Here is a 15,351-nt window from a genome sequence, read left to right as displayed (position 1 = left end):
TTAAATAACTAACGCTGGCTGGTTGCTGTTTGTGGTGAGGATATGAGTCAAGATCGCAAAATACCAGGCCGTTGGTCTGCATCAGAATCCTTGGAGTCAACAAAGGATACTTCGTCGCTCGTGCGCTTACCAGCAAGGAAAAACCGGGCTGAACGACTTAAAGAACTCCGAGAGTTGGTTACTTCGGGAAAAATGCCGGGAGGGCATCTGGAACTACCGCCGAATTTGTCTGGGGAAAACTCGCAGCCGCCGGAGGAACACAATCCGTTTTGGCGGAAGTGGTCGAATAAGTGGCAGTTTTGGCTGGCGCTGAGTTTGATGCTATCGGTGGGTATGGGGTTTGTGGCAATTGCGTCTTTACTCAACCTGACCTCGCAGTCAAATTGCTCAAAGATTTTTTGGCCGACGGCTTCTGCTAACGACCGCTTTTTTTGTGCTCAAGAAGCAGCAAGCAAGCGGACGGCGGATGATTTGCTCAGGGCGATCGAATTAGTGAATGCTTTGCCACAAAACCATCCGCTGCGGCCGAGAATTAACACTCAAATCGATCGGTGGTCGGAGGATATTATTAGGCTGGGAAATGCTAGTTTCCAAGAAGGAAAGCTGGATGAGGCGATTGCGCTCGCTCGTAAGGTTCCTAAAAACGTTCCGGCTTACCCGAAGATGGAAAAGCAGATTGAAAAGTGGCAGTCGATATGGAGCGATGCAGAGAAAATTTACCGCACGGCGGAAGACCACTTGCGTCAGGAAGAGTGGCCGCTGGCTTTCAGCCAAGCTACTCTGCTTTTGGATTTGGGAAATACTTTCTGGGAATCGGCTAAGTACGAGGAATTGACTAAGCTAATTCAGACGACTCGGGCGGAGGGCAATAAGTTGCTAAAAGCCCGGAATACAGCCTCCGAGGGAGGTCTCGACAATCTGGTGACGGGGATTAAGCTGGCTCAGGGAATTGATCAAAACAGTTATTTGTATCAAGCTGCCAATAAGGCGATCGCGGAATTTAGCAAGAAAATTCTGGAGATCGCCCAAAAACGATTGCAAGCAGGGGATTGGCAGGAGGCGATGGCGATCGCTAACAAGATTCCGGAGTCGGCAAATTTAAGGGAACAAGTACAGGATTTTAATGAGTTGGCGAATGCTACTTCTCAGGCTTTGACTGGCTCTGTTGAGGGTTTCTCCAAGGCGATCGAGATTGCTCAAAAGTTGAACTCCGGCCGCCCTTTATACAAACAAGCTCAAGATTTAGTCGGTCGCTGGCAGCAAGAAATGGCTGATGTCAAAGTTTTGGATATGGCAAGCAGGCTGGCGGCGCCTGGTGGGGTAAATGATTTAAGGGCTGCGATCGCGCAATTGCAAACAGTCCCGGAATCAAATCCCCGCGCTTCGGAAGCTCGCCGTCAAATTAGCACCTTGAGCCGTCAAATCGAGCTGCTGGAAGACAGTCCGTATTTGCAAAGAGCGAACGATTTGGCGAGTATGGGGGATCCGAATGCTCTGGAAGCCGCCGTTGCTCAAGCTTCTCGGATCGGTAGAGGTAGGGCGCTTTACGTGGAAGCTCAAGCCAAAATTCAAGCTTGGATCGAGAGGAGACAGCGGCTTGTTGACCAGCCGTTTTTGGATAGAGCTCAGCAGCTAGCGGCGAGCGGCAATTTGGCAGGGGCAATTGAGATGGCGCGCCGGATTCGATCGGGACGGGTGCTTTATGAGGAAGCTCGATCGAACATTCGGACTTGGGAGGCTCAATTTCAGGGCGAGCAAGGTTTGCAGAGCGCCCGTCAGGCTGCCCGATCGGGGACTGCGGAGGCTCTGCAAACGGCAATTTCCCTGGCCCTTGAGGTGCCGGAGTCGAGTTCGCTCCGGTGGCAGGCGAGTGAGGCGATTGATGAGTGGAGCCAGCGGATTTTGGCGCTTGGTGTGGAACAGTCGTCGTCGGATCTGGCTGGGGCGATCGCAACTTTGAAGAAAATTCCCTCCGGCACTCGGGCTTTCGAGCAAGCTCGATCGCAAATCAAAGTTTGGGAGGAGTCGTTGAATCCTCCGGATGCTGAATCTCCCCCTCCCGAACCTCCGGAAACTGAGCCACCGAGCAGCTCTGGGAGTCGCTAGGTTAACTGGTTTGCCCAACATTGGGCGGGGGGTTTAAACCCTGAGAATTAGTGCTTGATTTGAGTTAAAACTCACATCAAGCATCATTCTCAATCAACTTCTAGGCGTGGGTTTACGAATAATCCTCACATGGCCAACAAATTAAATAAGCCCGCCCCCACCACACGATAAAACTCAGAAAATCTCTATTTAACGAACCGCGAAGACACGAAGGAAGAAAAGGAAGAGAAGAGAGACAAGAGAAAGAGTTCACAATTCGATACGAGGCTTGCTATAGCAGTTTTAAATTGGGTGAGGTACAGTTTAGCAATTACCTTTTTCCTAATTATCAATTACCAATTACCCTTTATTTTTAGATCAATTAAACATCCGCCGGATTCAGGTGCATCATTGCCCAAGTGGTGTAAGTGCCGATCGGACTCCAAAGTATGTAAGGCAGCAATAACAGAGCGGCTGGCTCCGAAACTGGCAACACACTTAAAGCTAGGAACACGCTTAAAATAGCGCCCGTTCCGCCGATTATTGTGCCGACTTTTAGGCTCCTAACTTTGCACATAACCGAGGTGTAAGACATAGTTACTATTTCTAAAAGCAGGTACAAACCCATTCTTAGCCAAGTCTCCTGAGTTCCTGGTTCTTTTTCCCAAACAATCACTGCTGACCAAGCTGCACAAATAAAAATTACTGTCCAAATTAGGGGAATTGCTCTTTCAAATACTAGCCATCTCGGACGCTGCAAGCGGTTGAACCATTGGATGTCGCTGGGCGGGATTATGTTAGTGGCTAGTGCTACTATCAAGGCGACGCCTCCAATTACCATCCAGGATTTAATCATTTTTTTACCTTGCACGAGGTTGACAGGTTCAATTGAGCATATATTATCTCTAATTTTGGCGATCGCGCCATCTGTCCCTAGTTATATTAGGTTAGGTTGAGTTGCGAAATCCAACATTAGTTGAAAAGTAATTTAGACTTCGGGGAAACCTCAATTTATTTTCTTCAATTCCGATTCATAATATAAAAAATGTGACTCTTGCTCCCTCCCCTTGACAAGGGGAGGGTTCGGGTCGGCTTTTCAGTAAATTTGACCAGTAAATTGAACAAAAAGTCTCTTAGGCTTTCAAAAAAATCGGCGACTAGCCGAGCCGATGATGCTGTTCTAATTCTAAACTAGAGTCATCCTCTTTTTTGGGAACCAGAAGCGTATTTTCGCTGCTGGGCTGCAACACGGCTTTAATCACTTGGAGAAAACGGTTAGGCTTTTTAGTTTGACCGTTGAGAGTGCGGCGGTCTTTCACTTTTTGAGAAAGGTGTCGCATCACAGATAAATCGAGTTCATCTATGAAATGGTCTGCTATACGTTCTCCCATTAAATCAATAGCTTCAGCATACTGATCTGTAAGCGTTTCTATGGCATCGTATGCTTCGTCAGCAACTTGACTTGCTACTGTTTTATTTTGGTCGCCTGATGTCTGGGAATGGCTGCGGCGCCGATCTAAAAGACTTTGGTAGTCAGCAATGCTCATTCCCAAATTGTAAAGATGGTGGTGAGCATGATCCATCAAATCTACTTCACTGGGATAGAAGAAACCGCGAGTGCTGTTGATACCGTGCAGTTTGGCCCAACGCCGCAGATTTGTCTCATCTTGCAGTTGGTATCGCTCCAACATTTGAGCTGTGTTCAGCTCTACTTCTGGCGTAACTTTGAAATCGCTCATCGGTAAATCCTCGCTGGTGACTAAATAAATAAAATTGAAACTTAGAATCTGTGATTTGCGTACAGTCTGAAAATGATGATCAATCCTTTGACGGCATTCACGGAAGTCTTGCGGGCATTTGCTAGCCGTCGATCGTGCGATCGTTGGATCGAGTCAGAGGATTTCAGGGTAGGGTACTTTTGGGCTTTGTCTCGATCGCATCCGGGAGCAAGCACACTGGGTTAATAATATAGCGGATTTAAGGTTTCAACAACCGTTAAAAATAGTAAAGTTGGATTTTTAGGGTTGAATTATTAGTAATGTTGAGCTATAATATTCTCAATAACCGTGCAATTAGTAATTTTAGTAGTTGCAAACGAGATTCTTAGTATGCCTGTATACGATTATTTGTGTCCCGAAAACAACCAGCAGTTAGAAGTTTCGCACAGCATGAACCTGGAAGTTTCTACTTGGGGTCAACTGTGCGAGTTGGCGAAGTGCGAACCCGGAGAGACTCCCGCAGATGCTCCGGTACGTCGGCTGCTGAGCGCTCCGAGGTTGATGAAGCCGACATCCGACACCGATTATAAAAATTCGGGTTTCAGCAAGTACGTGAAGCGGGATGAAGGGGTTTATGAAAATGTCACGGCTAAGGATGGTGAAAGCCGTATTGTCAATCGAGATGGTAAGCCGATTAAAGACTGAGAATCCACAATAATCAAGTTTTCAGTTGAGTCAATTACACATATTGGGTAGGCACACGGCACTGCCGTGTCCTGTATTTCATCCGATTGACAACTGCTATATTATTCAGATTCTATTATTCCGATGCAGACGGAAACACAACGCTCAACCGGATATAATATTATTGACCAAACCAATCTTTCATTTTTTGTTTGGCTTGTTCTTTAGTATCAGCATTAATGTAGACGGAAACAGTAGCTATTGCCGCCAGCAATACTCCCAAATCGTCGGTAAATCCGATGCCGGCTAATATATCGGGAATGGCATCGACAGGAGATATAAAATACGTCAAAGCTCCAACTACAACTCCTTTTGCCCAAGCAGGCACGTTTGGGTTCTGAGCCGTATAGTAGAGAATCAAAGCTTTTTCAACTACTTCTCTTCCTGCGGTTAAAGCAAAGTTTTTAAGTTTAGTCCAAAAACTTTCATCTGAATAGTTGATTTTGGGGTTGCTGAGGTTTGTTGTGGTTTCTTTTCGGTCGATTAAATCGAGAGGAATGCCCTTATTTTTAAGCTGGGAAACAGCAGAATTGAAAGATGCTGAGGCCTGATTTTTATTAGGGGCGGCCTCCCGTATTTGTTTCATGTCTGCGATGAATTCCTGCATGGCTTGGATTTGCAAGTCGGAAACCGCCAGCAGTTTTTTTGCGGATTGGATCGCCTCGCTTTCTGCAGGATGCAGCGTCTTATTTGCGCCAGCAATGTTAATTAAAAAATACATGACTCCCAAACGCAGCGGTTCTTCTGACTGGCTGAGTGTTTGCAAACAGCCGCTGAGTGAAGGGGGACTGGCTGTGTAGGATTGGATTTGAGTCTTTGCAGAGTCAGAAAATTTATCTAAATTTATGGTTTTAAACAACAAATCTAGTTCGTCAATATCAACGGAACCATCGGTGGCTGCGATCGCAAACAAAGAACCATAAAAAGCTAAAAGTTCGCTTTCTGAGGAGGTGGCAAAAATATCTCTCTCGGACACGATGCTACTCCGATTGATAACGACGCTTTGCATTTTACCACAAAACTCAGCGCGCCATGATTTCAGAAACCGGCAATAATTTTAGAGAGCATGACACAATGGAGAATTTTTTATGAAAGTTGCGATCGTCGGCTGCGGCTATGTGGGTACTGCGACAGCCAAACATTTACGCGGCAAATCTGATTGTACCGTGACGGCTACAACTACGACGGCGACCCGAGTAGTTGAATTGGAGGGTGTCGCGCAGCGGGTAGCCGTGCTCAAAGGAAATGACAAAGATGCGATCGCCTCTGTACTGCAAGAACAAGATGCTGTTATGCTGTGCGTCGGTGCTCCAAATTCTCAGGCTTATCGGGAGAGTTATTTAGATACGGCGACAACTTTAGTATCAGTTTTACAGCAGATACCGACAGTAAAGCAGGTTATTTATACGGGTACTTATTCTGTGTACGGCGATCGCCAAGGTGAAGTGGTAAATGAAGAATCACCCGTCGCGCCGGCTAATCCAAACAGTGAAATTCTCGCAGAAACAGAACGGGTTTTATTAGCAGCATCTAGTCCCAATCTGCACGTCTGCATTCTCCGTTTGGGAGGAATTTACGGGCCGGGGCGAGAATTAGTTAAAATCTTTAGAGGCGCGGCTGGTAGCACTCGTCCCGGTAAGGGGGAAGATGCTACTAATTGGGTGCATCGGGATGATGTTGTTGGGGGGTTAACCTTTGCTTTGGAAAATCGATTGCAGGGAATTTACAATTTAGTCGGGGATGTGTCGCTATCCAGTGGTGAATTGCTCGATCGCATTTTTGAAGCTCATAATTTGCCTAAAGTTTCTTGGGATGGAAGTCCTAGCGTGCGGCCTTATAATGCGAGGGTGTCGAATCAAAAGATTAAGGCGGCTGGTTATCAGTTTCTTCATCCTGAGATTAGGGAGTTTTAGTTGGGCGATTCCCTTCGGGATAGCTTGGCTTCACGCTCTTTTTCTTTACCGCAGATGCAGGCGGATTGACGCGGATGAACGCGGATGAAGAAAGAGCGATCGGACTTCACTTATGTTGTGTTAAATATTATTTGATGACACCGCTAATTCTTTCTCTTCTTCCCAAGACAGTGATCTTTGAAGTTCTCCTGATACTATAAATGTTTGAGCTGCCAACAGTGCCGTCTCTAAATTTACACACATCCTGGCAGAATAATTACCTTCTTGTCCGCCGACAACTAGCTTTTCTATTGCATCTGGTTTTGAGGGATCTACTAAATTATGGAAGCTAACGTTATCAAAAGTTATGTTAACAATATATTTGCCGGATTCGCCGCCACCAATGCTCATATAACACTCGTCATCTGCACCCAAGGTAACTAAAGTTTTACTTTTCCCATCTAACTCGCGAATGGCTTGTTCTATTTGACTCCAAGTAGGACTTTCTATTAAATCACCTTCATCCTGGTTGCCAACCCAATTTTCTGCTGATAGGTTTAACACAAACATTATTGCCTCCTTCTATTTGGGGTGCGAGCGCTGTCTTCTTCATCCGCGTTCATCCGTGTTCATCTGCCTTCATCTGCGGTCAAAAAAAGAGCGATCGCTAAATTAAATAATTATCTCTATAGCGCTCCTGTGCCATTTGTCGTGCTTCCAATTCATTCCATTGCTGGATAGGTCGTAAAGTTTCTACAGTTGTCAATTCCTCTGGAATTGGTGTACCTATTATTTGATTGATTACTTCGGCTATTACCCGACAACAGCTTTGTGGCCAACAGACTACTTGCTCCTCAGCAAATCTAATGAGTATCCATCCTTTTTCTAAAAATAGTTGATGGCGCTGATTTTCTTGGACAAGCACTTCGTAATTTTTAGGCTCACCGCTTTCATAGTGATAAGGTTGATCAATTGTTATATCTATACGTAAATTTGTTAACTTATCAAAATAAGAAATTTCTATACAGTAAGGTTGATAGGAGTGGGATTTTTGGATGATTAAATTGTTATAAATTTTATCGGGGAATAATTGCTGTAAGTTCTTATAAAATTTACTTTCAACCCACTGAGACTTTGTACTGATAATTCTACCTTCAGGAGGGACGGTTTTTATGATAATGTCTTTAATTATCTGATAGCGATACTGTTTTATTTTTTCAGGTTTTTGGGATTCTGCTATCTGCCGTTTATGCTGAATCTCACACTTTTTCCATTCTGCTAACAAATCTTTATAATCGCGCATTTGTTGCTTGTATTGATTAATTGTTCGTAAGTAATACATTTGTTGTTGCCAGAAGTTCAAGGCAGTAACCAAAATGCCACCTACAGAAATATAGAAACTAATGATAATATTTCTACTGGCAATTAGACCAATAGTTGCAAAAGGAATAATTAATGGCAGAGATTTATAAAAAAACAAAAGTACATCAATTGGTTGGGGCTTATAACTAGGAGGTAAAGGTTTGGGTTCACTAAATTTCCATGTGAAGGGAACTGCATTCATAGCTTGAATAACAGGGTCGGGCATGAGGATAATAGGATATTGATTCATGTTTTTTAGTGGTTGTATTATTAAACTATAATACTCAACTATTTTCACGAGATATTCCGCTCGGCAAAGGCAAACAATGTTCTAACAAGGTGGGCAAATGCCCACCCTACCAAATTATCCCATAATCCCACCAAAAAAGTCGATCGTCTCTTTCAACGCTTTCACAAACACATCAATCTCCTCGCGAGTATTGTAAAAATACAAACTCGCCCGCGCCGTAGATGAAATATTCAAATAGCGGTGCAAAGCTTGCGTGCAGTGATGCCCGGAACGAATGGCGACTCCCTCCTGATCTAACAAGGTAGACAAGTCTTGAGGGTGAATTTCTCCGGCTGTAAATGCCGCCAAAGCTGCCCTACCTTCGCCGTTGCTGTCTGGTTGTGGCCCGTAAATTTTGATTTCGGGAATTTGCCGCAATTGTTGGAACATATAAGCATTCAATTCTGCTTCGCAAGCGTGAATCTTATCCATGCCAATGTTACTAAGATAATCGATTGCTGCACCAAGGGCGATCGCCTCTCCGATTGCAGGCGTGCCGGCCTCAAATTTGTGCGGCAAATCGGCATAAGTTGAATATTCTAAAAACACGTCAGCAATCATCTCGCCGCCGCCAAAAAACGGAGGCATTTCTCTCAGCAAGTCCAGTTTACCGTACAGAAAACCGATGCCGGTGGGAGCGCACATTTTGTGACCGGAAGCAACCAGCCAATCGCAATCTATTGCTTGCACGTCTACTATCATGTGCGGCACGCTTTGGCAAGCATCTATTAAAACTCTTGCGCCGAAACTATGGGCAATTTTGCAGATTTCTTTGACTGGACTGATGCAGCCCAAAGTATTAGAAACGTGAACGGTTGACACCAACTTAGTTTTATGGGAAATCAGGGTTTTAAACTGTTCCAAATCAAACTCGTTAGTTTCCGTTAACTCGACAAACTTCAGCACCGCACCGGTTCTTTGAGCCATCATTTGCCACGGAACGAGATTGCTGTGGTGTTCCATCACCGACAGGATAATTTCATCTCCGGCTTGCAAATTGCTCAAACCCCAAGAATAAGCAACCAAATTAATCGCTTCGGTGGCGTTGCGAGTGTAAACAATTTCTTGCCGCGACGCGGCGTTTATAAACGCCGCAACTTTGTCTCTCGCACCTTCGTAAGCATCAGTCGCTTTGGCGCTGAGAGTGTGGGCGCCGCGGTGCACGTTTGCATTGTATTGTCCGTAGTAATCACGCCAAGCGTTGAGTACAGCTAGGGGTTTTTGAGAAGTAGCTGCATTGTCTAAATAAACGAGCGGTTTGCCATTTACTTTTTCATTCAAAATTGGGAAGTCGCCGCGAACTTTTGAGGCAAGTGTTTTTTCTTGAATAAGTGTCATAAATTTCAGAAGTTAGTATTGTTGCTGATTATGGGCGGGGTAGAAGCCCACCTCATAGGAACATTTATTTTTGTGGAACAGGATTCGACGCTGTTGCTGATTCTGGGCGGGCTAGAAGCCCACCCCACAGGAACATTTATTTTTGTGGAACAGGCTTCGACGCTGTTGCTAATTCTTTTATCCTTGGATAGCCACGCAGGTAGAAAGCATTTTCGCCACACCTACAATTGGCAACAGATTGAGAATTTCGGCGGCAAAAGCATCGATTAGCAAATAGCGGCTTCTTTCTAAATCCAAACCGCGACTTTGCAAGTAGAAAAGTTCATCATCTTCTAATTGACTGACAGTTGCACCGTGGGAACATTTAACGTTGTCGGCAACAATTTCCAACTGCGGTTTAGTGTCTACGCGAGCTCTCGGCGACAGCAACAAGTTTCGGCTCAATTGTCCAGCATCTGTCAATTGTGCGGCTTTGCGAACGAAAACTTTGCCGTTAAATACAGCGCGAGCTTTGTTACCGACAATGCACTTGTGCAATTGGCGGCTTGTACCGTGAGGGTGATTAAAATCGATTAAACTGTGAGTGTCCGCCAACTGTTCCCCAAAGGCTACGCTTAAGCCGTTTAAAGTTGTTTCAGTGGCTTCGCCGCGCTGAAATACTTCTAAATTGTGCCGTGATATTTTGCCTCCCAAGCTGATAGCATGGCAAGTGTAACGGCTATTACGAGATTGCTCGATCGCACTTTTGCCGATATGAACAACTTCCCCACCTTCCCGCTGCAGCCGAACGTGATTCACAGTGGCGTTTTCGCCGACAACAACATCGGTTACAGCATTCGTAAATGCAGGGACATTACCGATAGTTGCGTAATCCTCAACCAGCGTCACATTGCTTCCAGGCTCAGCTATGACCAAGCAGTGCGGCTGGGACATCGTGGGAGATGCACCAGGCGCTGTCAGGAACAGCAAGTGAATCGGAAGGTCGATCGACATATTGGCCGGCACGAACACCACCGCAGAATCCGCCAAACCCGCAGTATTCAGCGCCGTAAACACCTCGGTTTGCTGTCTGTGCTTGCTCAAAACATCGCTGATGCGCCCTTGATATTTTTCGGGTACATTGGATAGATTACCTGCGTAAAAGTCGAGCGGCAAATTCGGCAAATTCGGCAAATTCACCGTTGACAAATCCGGCGCATAAAAACCGTTGACAAATACCAATCTTAATGGTAAATCATCCCGATTTTTCACTGGCATAATGATATCAGTCAGCTTAACTTGTGACTGATTGCTCTGGGGTATATGAAAAGGAATTTGCAACACTGACGACAAATCAGTAAAGCGCCATTCTTCATCCCTCACCGTCGGAAAACTTGAAGAAAGCACGTATTGAGTCGCCGCATCCCGCAAATCCTGCAACCCGTAAGCAGAACTTTCGTTATTAGCTGCGCCCAACTTGCTGCACTGATTCACCAAATCAGTCAAAAACATTTCCCTACTAGCAACTTGCGTATTCATCATCGCGCGCCTACTCCTGCTGCTTCCTCTTCCACAACCCAGTCATAACCGCGCTCTTCCAATTCCAGCGCCAACTCTTTCGGGCCAGTCAAGATAATTCTACCGGCTTCCATGACGTGAATAAAATCAGGAATAATGTAATTCAGCAACCGCTGATAGTGAGTAATCACTAACATTGAATTTTCAGCATTTGACAACTGATTCACACCGCCGGCGACTATCTTGAGAGCATCGATATCCAAACCCGAATCAGTCTCATCCAAAATAGCTAACTTCGGTTCCAACAGCGCCATTTGCAAAATTTCATTTCGCTTTTTCTCGCCGCCGGAAAAACCCTCATTAACGCTGCGGCCTAAAAAAGAATCATTCATCTTGACAATATCCAGCTTGTCCTCGATTAAATCTTGGAAATCAAAAGCATCCAATTCTTCCAAGCCGCGATGTTTGCGGTGAGAATTGTAAGCCACGCGCAAGAAATCCAGATTGCTAACGCCGGGAATTTCTAAAGGATATTGGAACGCTAGGAACACGCCAGCCAGAGAGCGTTCTTCTGGCGCTAATGCCAGCAAATTTTGACCCAGAAAAATAACTTCTCCGCCCGTTACCGTATAAGCAGGATGACCCGCTAATATTTTGGATAAAGTGCTTTTTCCCGAACCGTTGGGGCCCATAATCGCGTGAATTTCACCCGATTTAATTTCCAGATTTAAACCCTTAAGGATTTGGGTATCTTCCACATTCGCAGTTAAATCGCGGACGGCTAGCACCACTTGACTATTTTCTACAATCATCTATTTTTGTCCTTTTCCTCAATGCAGTTTACAGTTTTTTCTTCCCGTTCCTAGGCTGTACCCATTGGTGACAATTTAACGTTAAATCGATAGTCCGCCAGGGAATGAATTCCCTGTCTCAAAGCTTAAGTCCTCTGAAGAGGACTGAGAAGAAAATTTTTAAACTCATTAGTCCTCTTTAGAGGACTTTAGCTTTGAGGCAAGGGTTGAAACCCCTGCTGGACGCTCGGTTTGACGTTAAGCGGCCAGCAATAAAATCGACCTGGTAACGAGGGTAAATTATCCGACACTTCCTTCGAGTTTCAAACTTAACAGCTTATCAGCTTCCGCCGCAAATTCCATCGGTAACTGATTGAAAACATCTTTACAGAAACCGCTAATCATCATCGAAATAGCATTTTCTGCGGAAATTCCCCGCTGTGCGAAGAAGAACAATTGCTCTTCCCCAATTTTAGAAGTAGAAGCTTCGTGTTCCACTTTAGCAGTGTGGTTCTGCACTTGAATATAAGGGAAAGTATTCGCTTGAGCGTTATCCCCAATCAGCATCGAATCGCACTGAGAGTAATTGCGAGAGCCTTTAGCATTCGGCCCCATTTTCACCAAGCCGCGATAGCTGTTGGATGAATTTCCGGCAGAAATTCCCTTAGAAATAATCGTGCTGCGAGTATTTTTACCAACGTGAATCATTTTGGTGCCGGTGTCAGCTTGCTGTTTGTTATTTGTCAGCGCTACCGAGTAGAATTCGCCCACCGAGTTGTCGCCGACTAACACGCAACTGGGATATTTCCAAGTAATCGCAGAACCGGTTTCTACTTGTGTCCAAGAAATCTTAGAATTGACTCCTTGACACAAACCCCGTTTCGTCACGAAGTTGTAAATGCCGCCTTTGCCATTAGCGTCGCCGGCGTACCAGTTTTGCACTGTGGAGTATTTGATGTCTGCATTGTCCATTGTTACCAATTCCACGACGGCGGCGTGCAGTTGATTGGTGTCAAACATCGGCGCGGTGCAGCCTTCTAAGTAAGAAACAGAACTGTTTTCTTCTGCAACAATTAGTGTGCGCTCGAACTGACCGGAATCTCCGTTATTGATGCGGAAATAGGTTGACAATTCCATTGGGCATTTGACGCCTTTGGGAATGTAAACAAAGGAACCGTCGCTGAATACGGCGGAGTTGAGGGCTGCGAAAAAGTTATCGCCGACTGGTACGACGCTGCCGAGATATTTTTCTATTAGTTCGGGATAATCTTTGACGGCTTCTGAGATGGAACAGAAAATAACGCCATCTTTGGCTAACTTTTCTCTAAATGTTGTGGCAATTGAAACGCTGTCGAAAACGGCATCGACGGCGACATTTCCGAGCCGTTTTTGTTCGGATAGGGGAATGCCGAGTTTCTCGAAGGTTTCTAGGAGTGTCGGGTCTACTTCGTCCAAACTGTTGAGCTTTTTGGGCTTTTGTTTGGGCGCGGAATAGTAGATAATTTGTTGGTAGTCGATCGCGGGATAGTTGACGTGGGGCCAGGTGGGCTCGGTCATTGTCAGCCACTTCCGGTATGCTTTGAGGCGGAATTGCAGCATGAATTCCGGTTCGTTTTTCTTGGAGGAAATCAGGCGCACTACATCTTCGCTCAAGCCGCGGGGGATGGTGTCTGATTCGATGTCGGTGACGAAACCGTATTTGTAGGGTTGGTTGACTAAGGTTTTGACTGTGGTAGAACTCATTATTTTGCGTGTTCAGTGTTCTAGATAATGCTCTCTGGATGGCAGACGGGGCAATGCCTGTCTGGGCTTGAGCGAGTTCTGCAGGACTGCTCTGGGAAGTTAAACAACAATTTTGTTGCTTTACTATATTTTAAGCTACATTAACAATAGTGATATTGTCAAAGTCAAATTAATAATTTTTTGTGAAGATGATGGAGACTACTCAGCAGACTTCCACGAAACAAGACATCCTGCAATATTTGCTTAAGGGGGATAAAGGGACGGCTCTTGAGTTGGCGGAGTGTTTGGATATCAGCCCGCAGGCGATTCGCCGTCATTTGAAGGATTTGGAGGCGGAGGGGCTGATTCAGTATCAGTCGGTTCAGGCTGGGATGGGGCGACCGCAGCACATTTATGAGCTTACCAGTTTGGGGCGCGATCGATTCCCGAACCGTTACGGCGATTTTGCAGTCTCTTTCTTGGATACTTTGGCGGAAACCGTCGGCCGCGAGCAAGTGATTAGTATCCTGCGAAAACAGTGGCAGCGCAAGGCTACGGACTATCGCAGGCTGGTGGGTGCGGGTTCGCTGCAAGAGAGGGTGACTAAGTTGGTGGAACTCCGCAGGGCTGAAGGTTATATGGCTGAGTGTTATCCTGTAGAATCTGTAGAGGTTGGGATGTGCGATCGCGACGTTAAGGGCGATCGATTTGTGTTGATGGAACACAACTGCGCGATTTCTAATGTTGCTGAAACTTTTCCGAGTGTGTGTGGCAATGAGTTGGAAATGTTTGCGGCGGTTTTGCCGGATTGTATTGTGGAGCGGACTCACTGGATTATTGATGGGGAACACCGCTGTGGTTATTTGATTGCAAGAAGGAAGGAAGAAGTTCGGCAACGGATTTTCTAACGGATTTAACGGATGTAACGGATGAAAGTTCGGCAACGGATGAGTGTAACGGATGTCACGGATGTCAGGGATTACCAATTACCGATTAGCAATTACCAATTTTTAATATATGGAACCGCTAGCAAATTTTTTAAAGCCGGAAGAGTGTGCCGAAGTTGATATGGCGCTGCTGTCGTCGAAGGAGAAGTTTTCGGCGCGGGTGGCAATTTATGCTTTGAGGGTGCTGAAGCAAATTTCTGGGGAGACTGGTTTGCCGGTGGCTGAGGTGACTAATGGGCAGGTGATGGATTGGATTAAGAATGATGAGAGTATTAAAGGGTCGATCGAACTTGATGCGAGTTTTGAAAACTTTTTTACGAATTTGGTGGTGGCGTCTTTGCGGCCTTTGAGGCAAATTGCGACAGAAGCCGAGATCCCAATCGAACAATTAACAGTTAAGCAGGTCGTGGCGTGGTTTGTAAAGGACGGGAAGATTCGCAGAGAACAGGGGACCGAGGCGGCTTTTTTGGACTTGTGACTTAAAGGTCGATCTGCCGCACCCCCAAACCCGACCTCAAACCCCGATAATTCCAGCGGTTTCGGGCGAGGGAAAAAAACTTTTGGCAAAGGGGTTGACAGACAGGGGAAAACTTGATAAGGTAATTAAGTCGAGCGAAAGAGATGCAACGCATCTGACTTAACGCAGACACAGGATAAAAAGTTTTCAAAGCTTTCCTGGTGCTTATGATGTAATGGAACCACTCCGATCCATCCCGAACTCGGTTGTTAAACGTTGCTATGGCGAAGATACTCGGCGGGTCACTGCCCGGTAAAATAGCTCAGTGCCAGGTTAATAATAAACTAAAGCTCTTTTCCCGCAACAACGGAAAAGGGCTTTAGTTTTTTTGGTGAATTATTACTCATCTACACAAAAGCTCGTCTAGGGCCCGCAGGATGCTTAAGCGCTATTTCCCACAAGAATTGTTGAAGATGTCTTTGGTGCCAGTTTTGTAGAAATCTCAATAT

The 15,351-nt window shown here is 45.6% G+C and carries 15 protein-coding genes and 1 rRNA gene; 7 read left to right on the top strand and 9 right to left on the bottom strand.

Features of this window, described 5'->3' with window-relative positions:
• Positions 1-42: 42 nt before the first annotated feature.
• Positions 43-2,106, top strand: a complete 2,064-nt coding sequence (locus QUA74_RS25495) for a hypothetical protein (RefSeq protein WP_333334642.1) — start codon at positions 43-45, stop codon at positions 2,104-2,106.
• A gap of 361 nt (positions 2,107-2,467) precedes the next feature.
• Here the strand turns inward: QUA74_RS25495 and QUA74_RS25490 are convergent, their stop codons facing one another.
• Both QUA74_RS25490 and QUA74_RS25485 read right to left on the bottom strand, forming a co-directional pair.
• Positions 2,468-2,941, bottom strand: coding sequence for a TspO/MBR family protein (locus QUA74_RS25490; RefSeq protein WP_333334640.1), 474 nt, complete (start codon positions 2,939-2,941; stop codon positions 2,468-2,470).
• 301 nt (positions 2,942-3,242) lie between these two features.
• The gene (locus QUA74_RS25485) at positions 3,243-3,824 is read right to left on the bottom strand and encodes a hypothetical protein (RefSeq protein ID WP_333334639.1); all 582 of its coding nucleotides are present in this window, start codon (positions 3,822-3,824) and stop codon (positions 3,243-3,245) included.
• A 72-nt stretch (positions 3,825-3,896) separates the two neighbouring features.
• Between QUA74_RS25485 and QUA74_RS25480 the strand changes: the two genes are divergently transcribed.
• Both QUA74_RS25480 and QUA74_RS25475 read left to right on the top strand, forming a co-directional pair.
• Positions 3,897-4,049: a hypothetical protein gene (locus tag QUA74_RS25480; RefSeq protein WP_333334636.1), complete on the top strand. Its 153-nt coding sequence runs from the start codon at positions 3,897-3,899 to the stop codon at positions 4,047-4,049.
• A gap of 144 nt (positions 4,050-4,193) precedes the next feature.
• Positions 4,194-4,508, top strand: coding sequence for a zinc ribbon domain-containing protein (locus tag QUA74_RS25475; RefSeq protein WP_190739536.1), 315 nt, complete (start codon positions 4,194-4,196; stop codon positions 4,506-4,508).
• 160 nt (positions 4,509-4,668) lie between these two features.
• Here QUA74_RS25475 and QUA74_RS25470 read toward each other — a convergent pair whose 3' ends face one another.
• Positions 4,669-5,523: a YkvA family protein gene (locus QUA74_RS25470; RefSeq protein WP_333334634.1), complete on the bottom strand. Its 855-nt coding sequence runs from the start codon at positions 5,521-5,523 to the stop codon at positions 4,669-4,671.
• Between the two features lie 112 nt (positions 5,524-5,635).
• On the opposite strand from QUA74_RS25470, the gene QUA74_RS25465 reads away from it, so the two are divergent.
• Positions 5,636-6,460 carry an SDR family oxidoreductase gene (locus tag QUA74_RS25465; protein ID WP_333334632.1) on the top strand — a complete coding sequence of 275 codons (825 nt, stop codon included), beginning with the start codon at positions 5,636-5,638 and terminating at the stop codon, positions 6,458-6,460.
• 120 nt (positions 6,461-6,580) lie between these two features.
• Here QUA74_RS25465 and QUA74_RS25460 read toward each other — a convergent pair whose 3' ends face one another.
• The 6 genes from QUA74_RS25460 to sufB all read right to left on the bottom strand — a co-directional run bounded on the left by QUA74_RS25460 (position 6,581) and on the right by sufB (position 13,459).
• Entirely contained in the window at positions 6,581-7,009 is a 429-nt protein-coding gene (locus tag QUA74_RS25460; protein ID WP_333334630.1) for an Imm1 family immunity protein, read from the bottom strand.
• A 97-nt stretch (positions 7,010-7,106) separates the two neighbouring features.
• The gene (locus QUA74_RS25455) at positions 7,107-8,051 is read right to left on the bottom strand and encodes a hypothetical protein (protein WP_333334628.1); all 945 of its coding nucleotides are present in this window, start codon (positions 8,049-8,051) and stop codon (positions 7,107-7,109) included.
• Positions 8,052-8,165: 114 nt separating this feature from the next.
• Entirely contained in the window at positions 8,166-9,428 is a 1,263-nt protein-coding gene (locus tag QUA74_RS25450) for a SufS family cysteine desulfurase (protein WP_333334626.1), read from the bottom strand.
• A 177-nt stretch (positions 9,429-9,605) separates the two neighbouring features.
• On the bottom strand, positions 9,606-10,949 hold the full coding sequence (gene sufD / locus QUA74_RS25445) for a Fe-S cluster assembly protein SufD (protein WP_333334624.1): 1,344 nt from the start codon (positions 10,947-10,949) through the stop codon (positions 9,606-9,608).
• Positions 10,946-11,737, bottom strand: a complete 792-nt coding sequence (gene sufC / locus QUA74_RS25440; RefSeq protein ID WP_333334622.1) for a Fe-S cluster assembly ATPase SufC — start codon at positions 11,735-11,737, stop codon at positions 10,946-10,948. The genes sufD and sufC overlap by 4 nt, the downstream gene beginning before the upstream one ends.
• A 279-nt stretch (positions 11,738-12,016) precedes the next feature.
• Entirely contained in the window at positions 12,017-13,459 is a 1,443-nt protein-coding gene (gene sufB, locus QUA74_RS25435; RefSeq protein ID WP_333044220.1) for a Fe-S cluster assembly protein SufB, read from the bottom strand.
• Positions 13,460-13,647: 188 nt separating this feature from the next.
• Here sufB and sufR point away from each other — a divergent pair, with 188 nt between their 5' ends.
• The 3 genes from sufR (at position 13,648) to rrf (ending at position 15,176) form a co-directional block, all read left to right on the top strand.
• A complete protein-coding gene (sufR, locus tag QUA74_RS25430; protein ID WP_333334620.1) occupies positions 13,648-14,346 on the top strand; it encodes an iron-sulfur cluster biosynthesis transcriptional regulator SufR in 699 nt (232 codons plus the stop codon).
• A gap of 109 nt (positions 14,347-14,455) precedes the next feature.
• Positions 14,456-14,863, top strand: coding sequence for a hypothetical protein (locus QUA74_RS25425; protein ID WP_333334618.1), 408 nt, complete (start codon positions 14,456-14,458; stop codon positions 14,861-14,863).
• A gap of 196 nt (positions 14,864-15,059) precedes the next feature.
• Positions 15,060-15,176: ribosomal RNA gene (gene rrf / locus QUA74_RS25420) — 5S ribosomal RNA — on the top strand.
• The last annotated feature ends 175 nt before the right edge of the window (positions 15,177-15,351 follow it).

The sequence above is a fragment of the Microcoleus sp. LAD1_D3 genome (assembly GCF_036702135.1).
GTDB lineage: Bacteria > Cyanobacteriota > Cyanobacteriia > Cyanobacteriales > Microcoleaceae > Microcoleus.
Note: the sequence above shows the minus strand (reverse complement) of the source record. Positions and strands in the feature narration are given on the sequence as shown.

Bases quoted from the DNA above. Each gene is read 5' to 3' on its own strand.
- QUA74_RS25485 (WP_333334639.1), bottom strand. From the start codon at position 3,824: ATGAGCGATTTCAAAGTTACGCCAGAAGTAGAGCTGAACACAGCTCAA.
- sufR (WP_333334620.1), top strand. From the start codon at position 13,648: ATGATGGAGACTACTCAGCAGACTTCCACGAAACAAGACATCCTGCAA.
- QUA74_RS25455 (WP_333334628.1), bottom strand. From the start codon at position 8,051: ATGAATCAATATCCTATTATCCTCATGCCCGACCCTGTTATTCAAGCT.
- QUA74_RS25425 (WP_333334618.1), top strand. From the start codon at position 14,456: ATGGAACCGCTAGCAAATTTTTTAAAGCCGGAAGAGTGTGCCGAAGTT.
- sufC (WP_333334622.1), bottom strand. From the start codon at position 11,737: ATGATTGTAGAAAATAGTCAAGTGGTGCTAGCCGTCCGCGATTTAACT.
- QUA74_RS25490 (WP_333334640.1), bottom strand. From the start codon at position 2,941: ATGATTAAATCCTGGATGGTAATTGGAGGCGTCGCCTTGATAGTAGCA.
- QUA74_RS25460 (WP_333334630.1), bottom strand. From the start codon at position 7,009: ATGTTTGTGTTAAACCTATCAGCAGAAAATTGGGTTGGCAACCAGGAT.
- sufB (WP_333044220.1), bottom strand. From the start codon at position 13,459: ATGAGTTCTACCACAGTCAAAACCTTAGTCAACCAACCCTACAAATAC.
- QUA74_RS25450 (WP_333334626.1), bottom strand. From the start codon at position 9,428: ATGACACTTATTCAAGAAAAAACACTTGCCTCAAAAGTTCGCGGCGAC.
- QUA74_RS25480 (WP_333334636.1), top strand. From the start codon at position 3,897: ATGATGATCAATCCTTTGACGGCATTCACGGAAGTCTTGCGGGCATTT.
- QUA74_RS25495 (WP_333334642.1), top strand. From the start codon at position 43: ATGAGTCAAGATCGCAAAATACCAGGCCGTTGGTCTGCATCAGAATCC.
- QUA74_RS25465 (WP_333334632.1), top strand. From the start codon at position 5,636: ATGAAAGTTGCGATCGTCGGCTGCGGCTATGTGGGTACTGCGACAGCC.
- sufD (WP_333334624.1), bottom strand. From the start codon at position 10,949: ATGATGAATACGCAAGTTGCTAGTAGGGAAATGTTTTTGACTGATTTG.
- QUA74_RS25475 (WP_190739536.1), top strand. From the start codon at position 4,194: ATGCCTGTATACGATTATTTGTGTCCCGAAAACAACCAGCAGTTAGAA.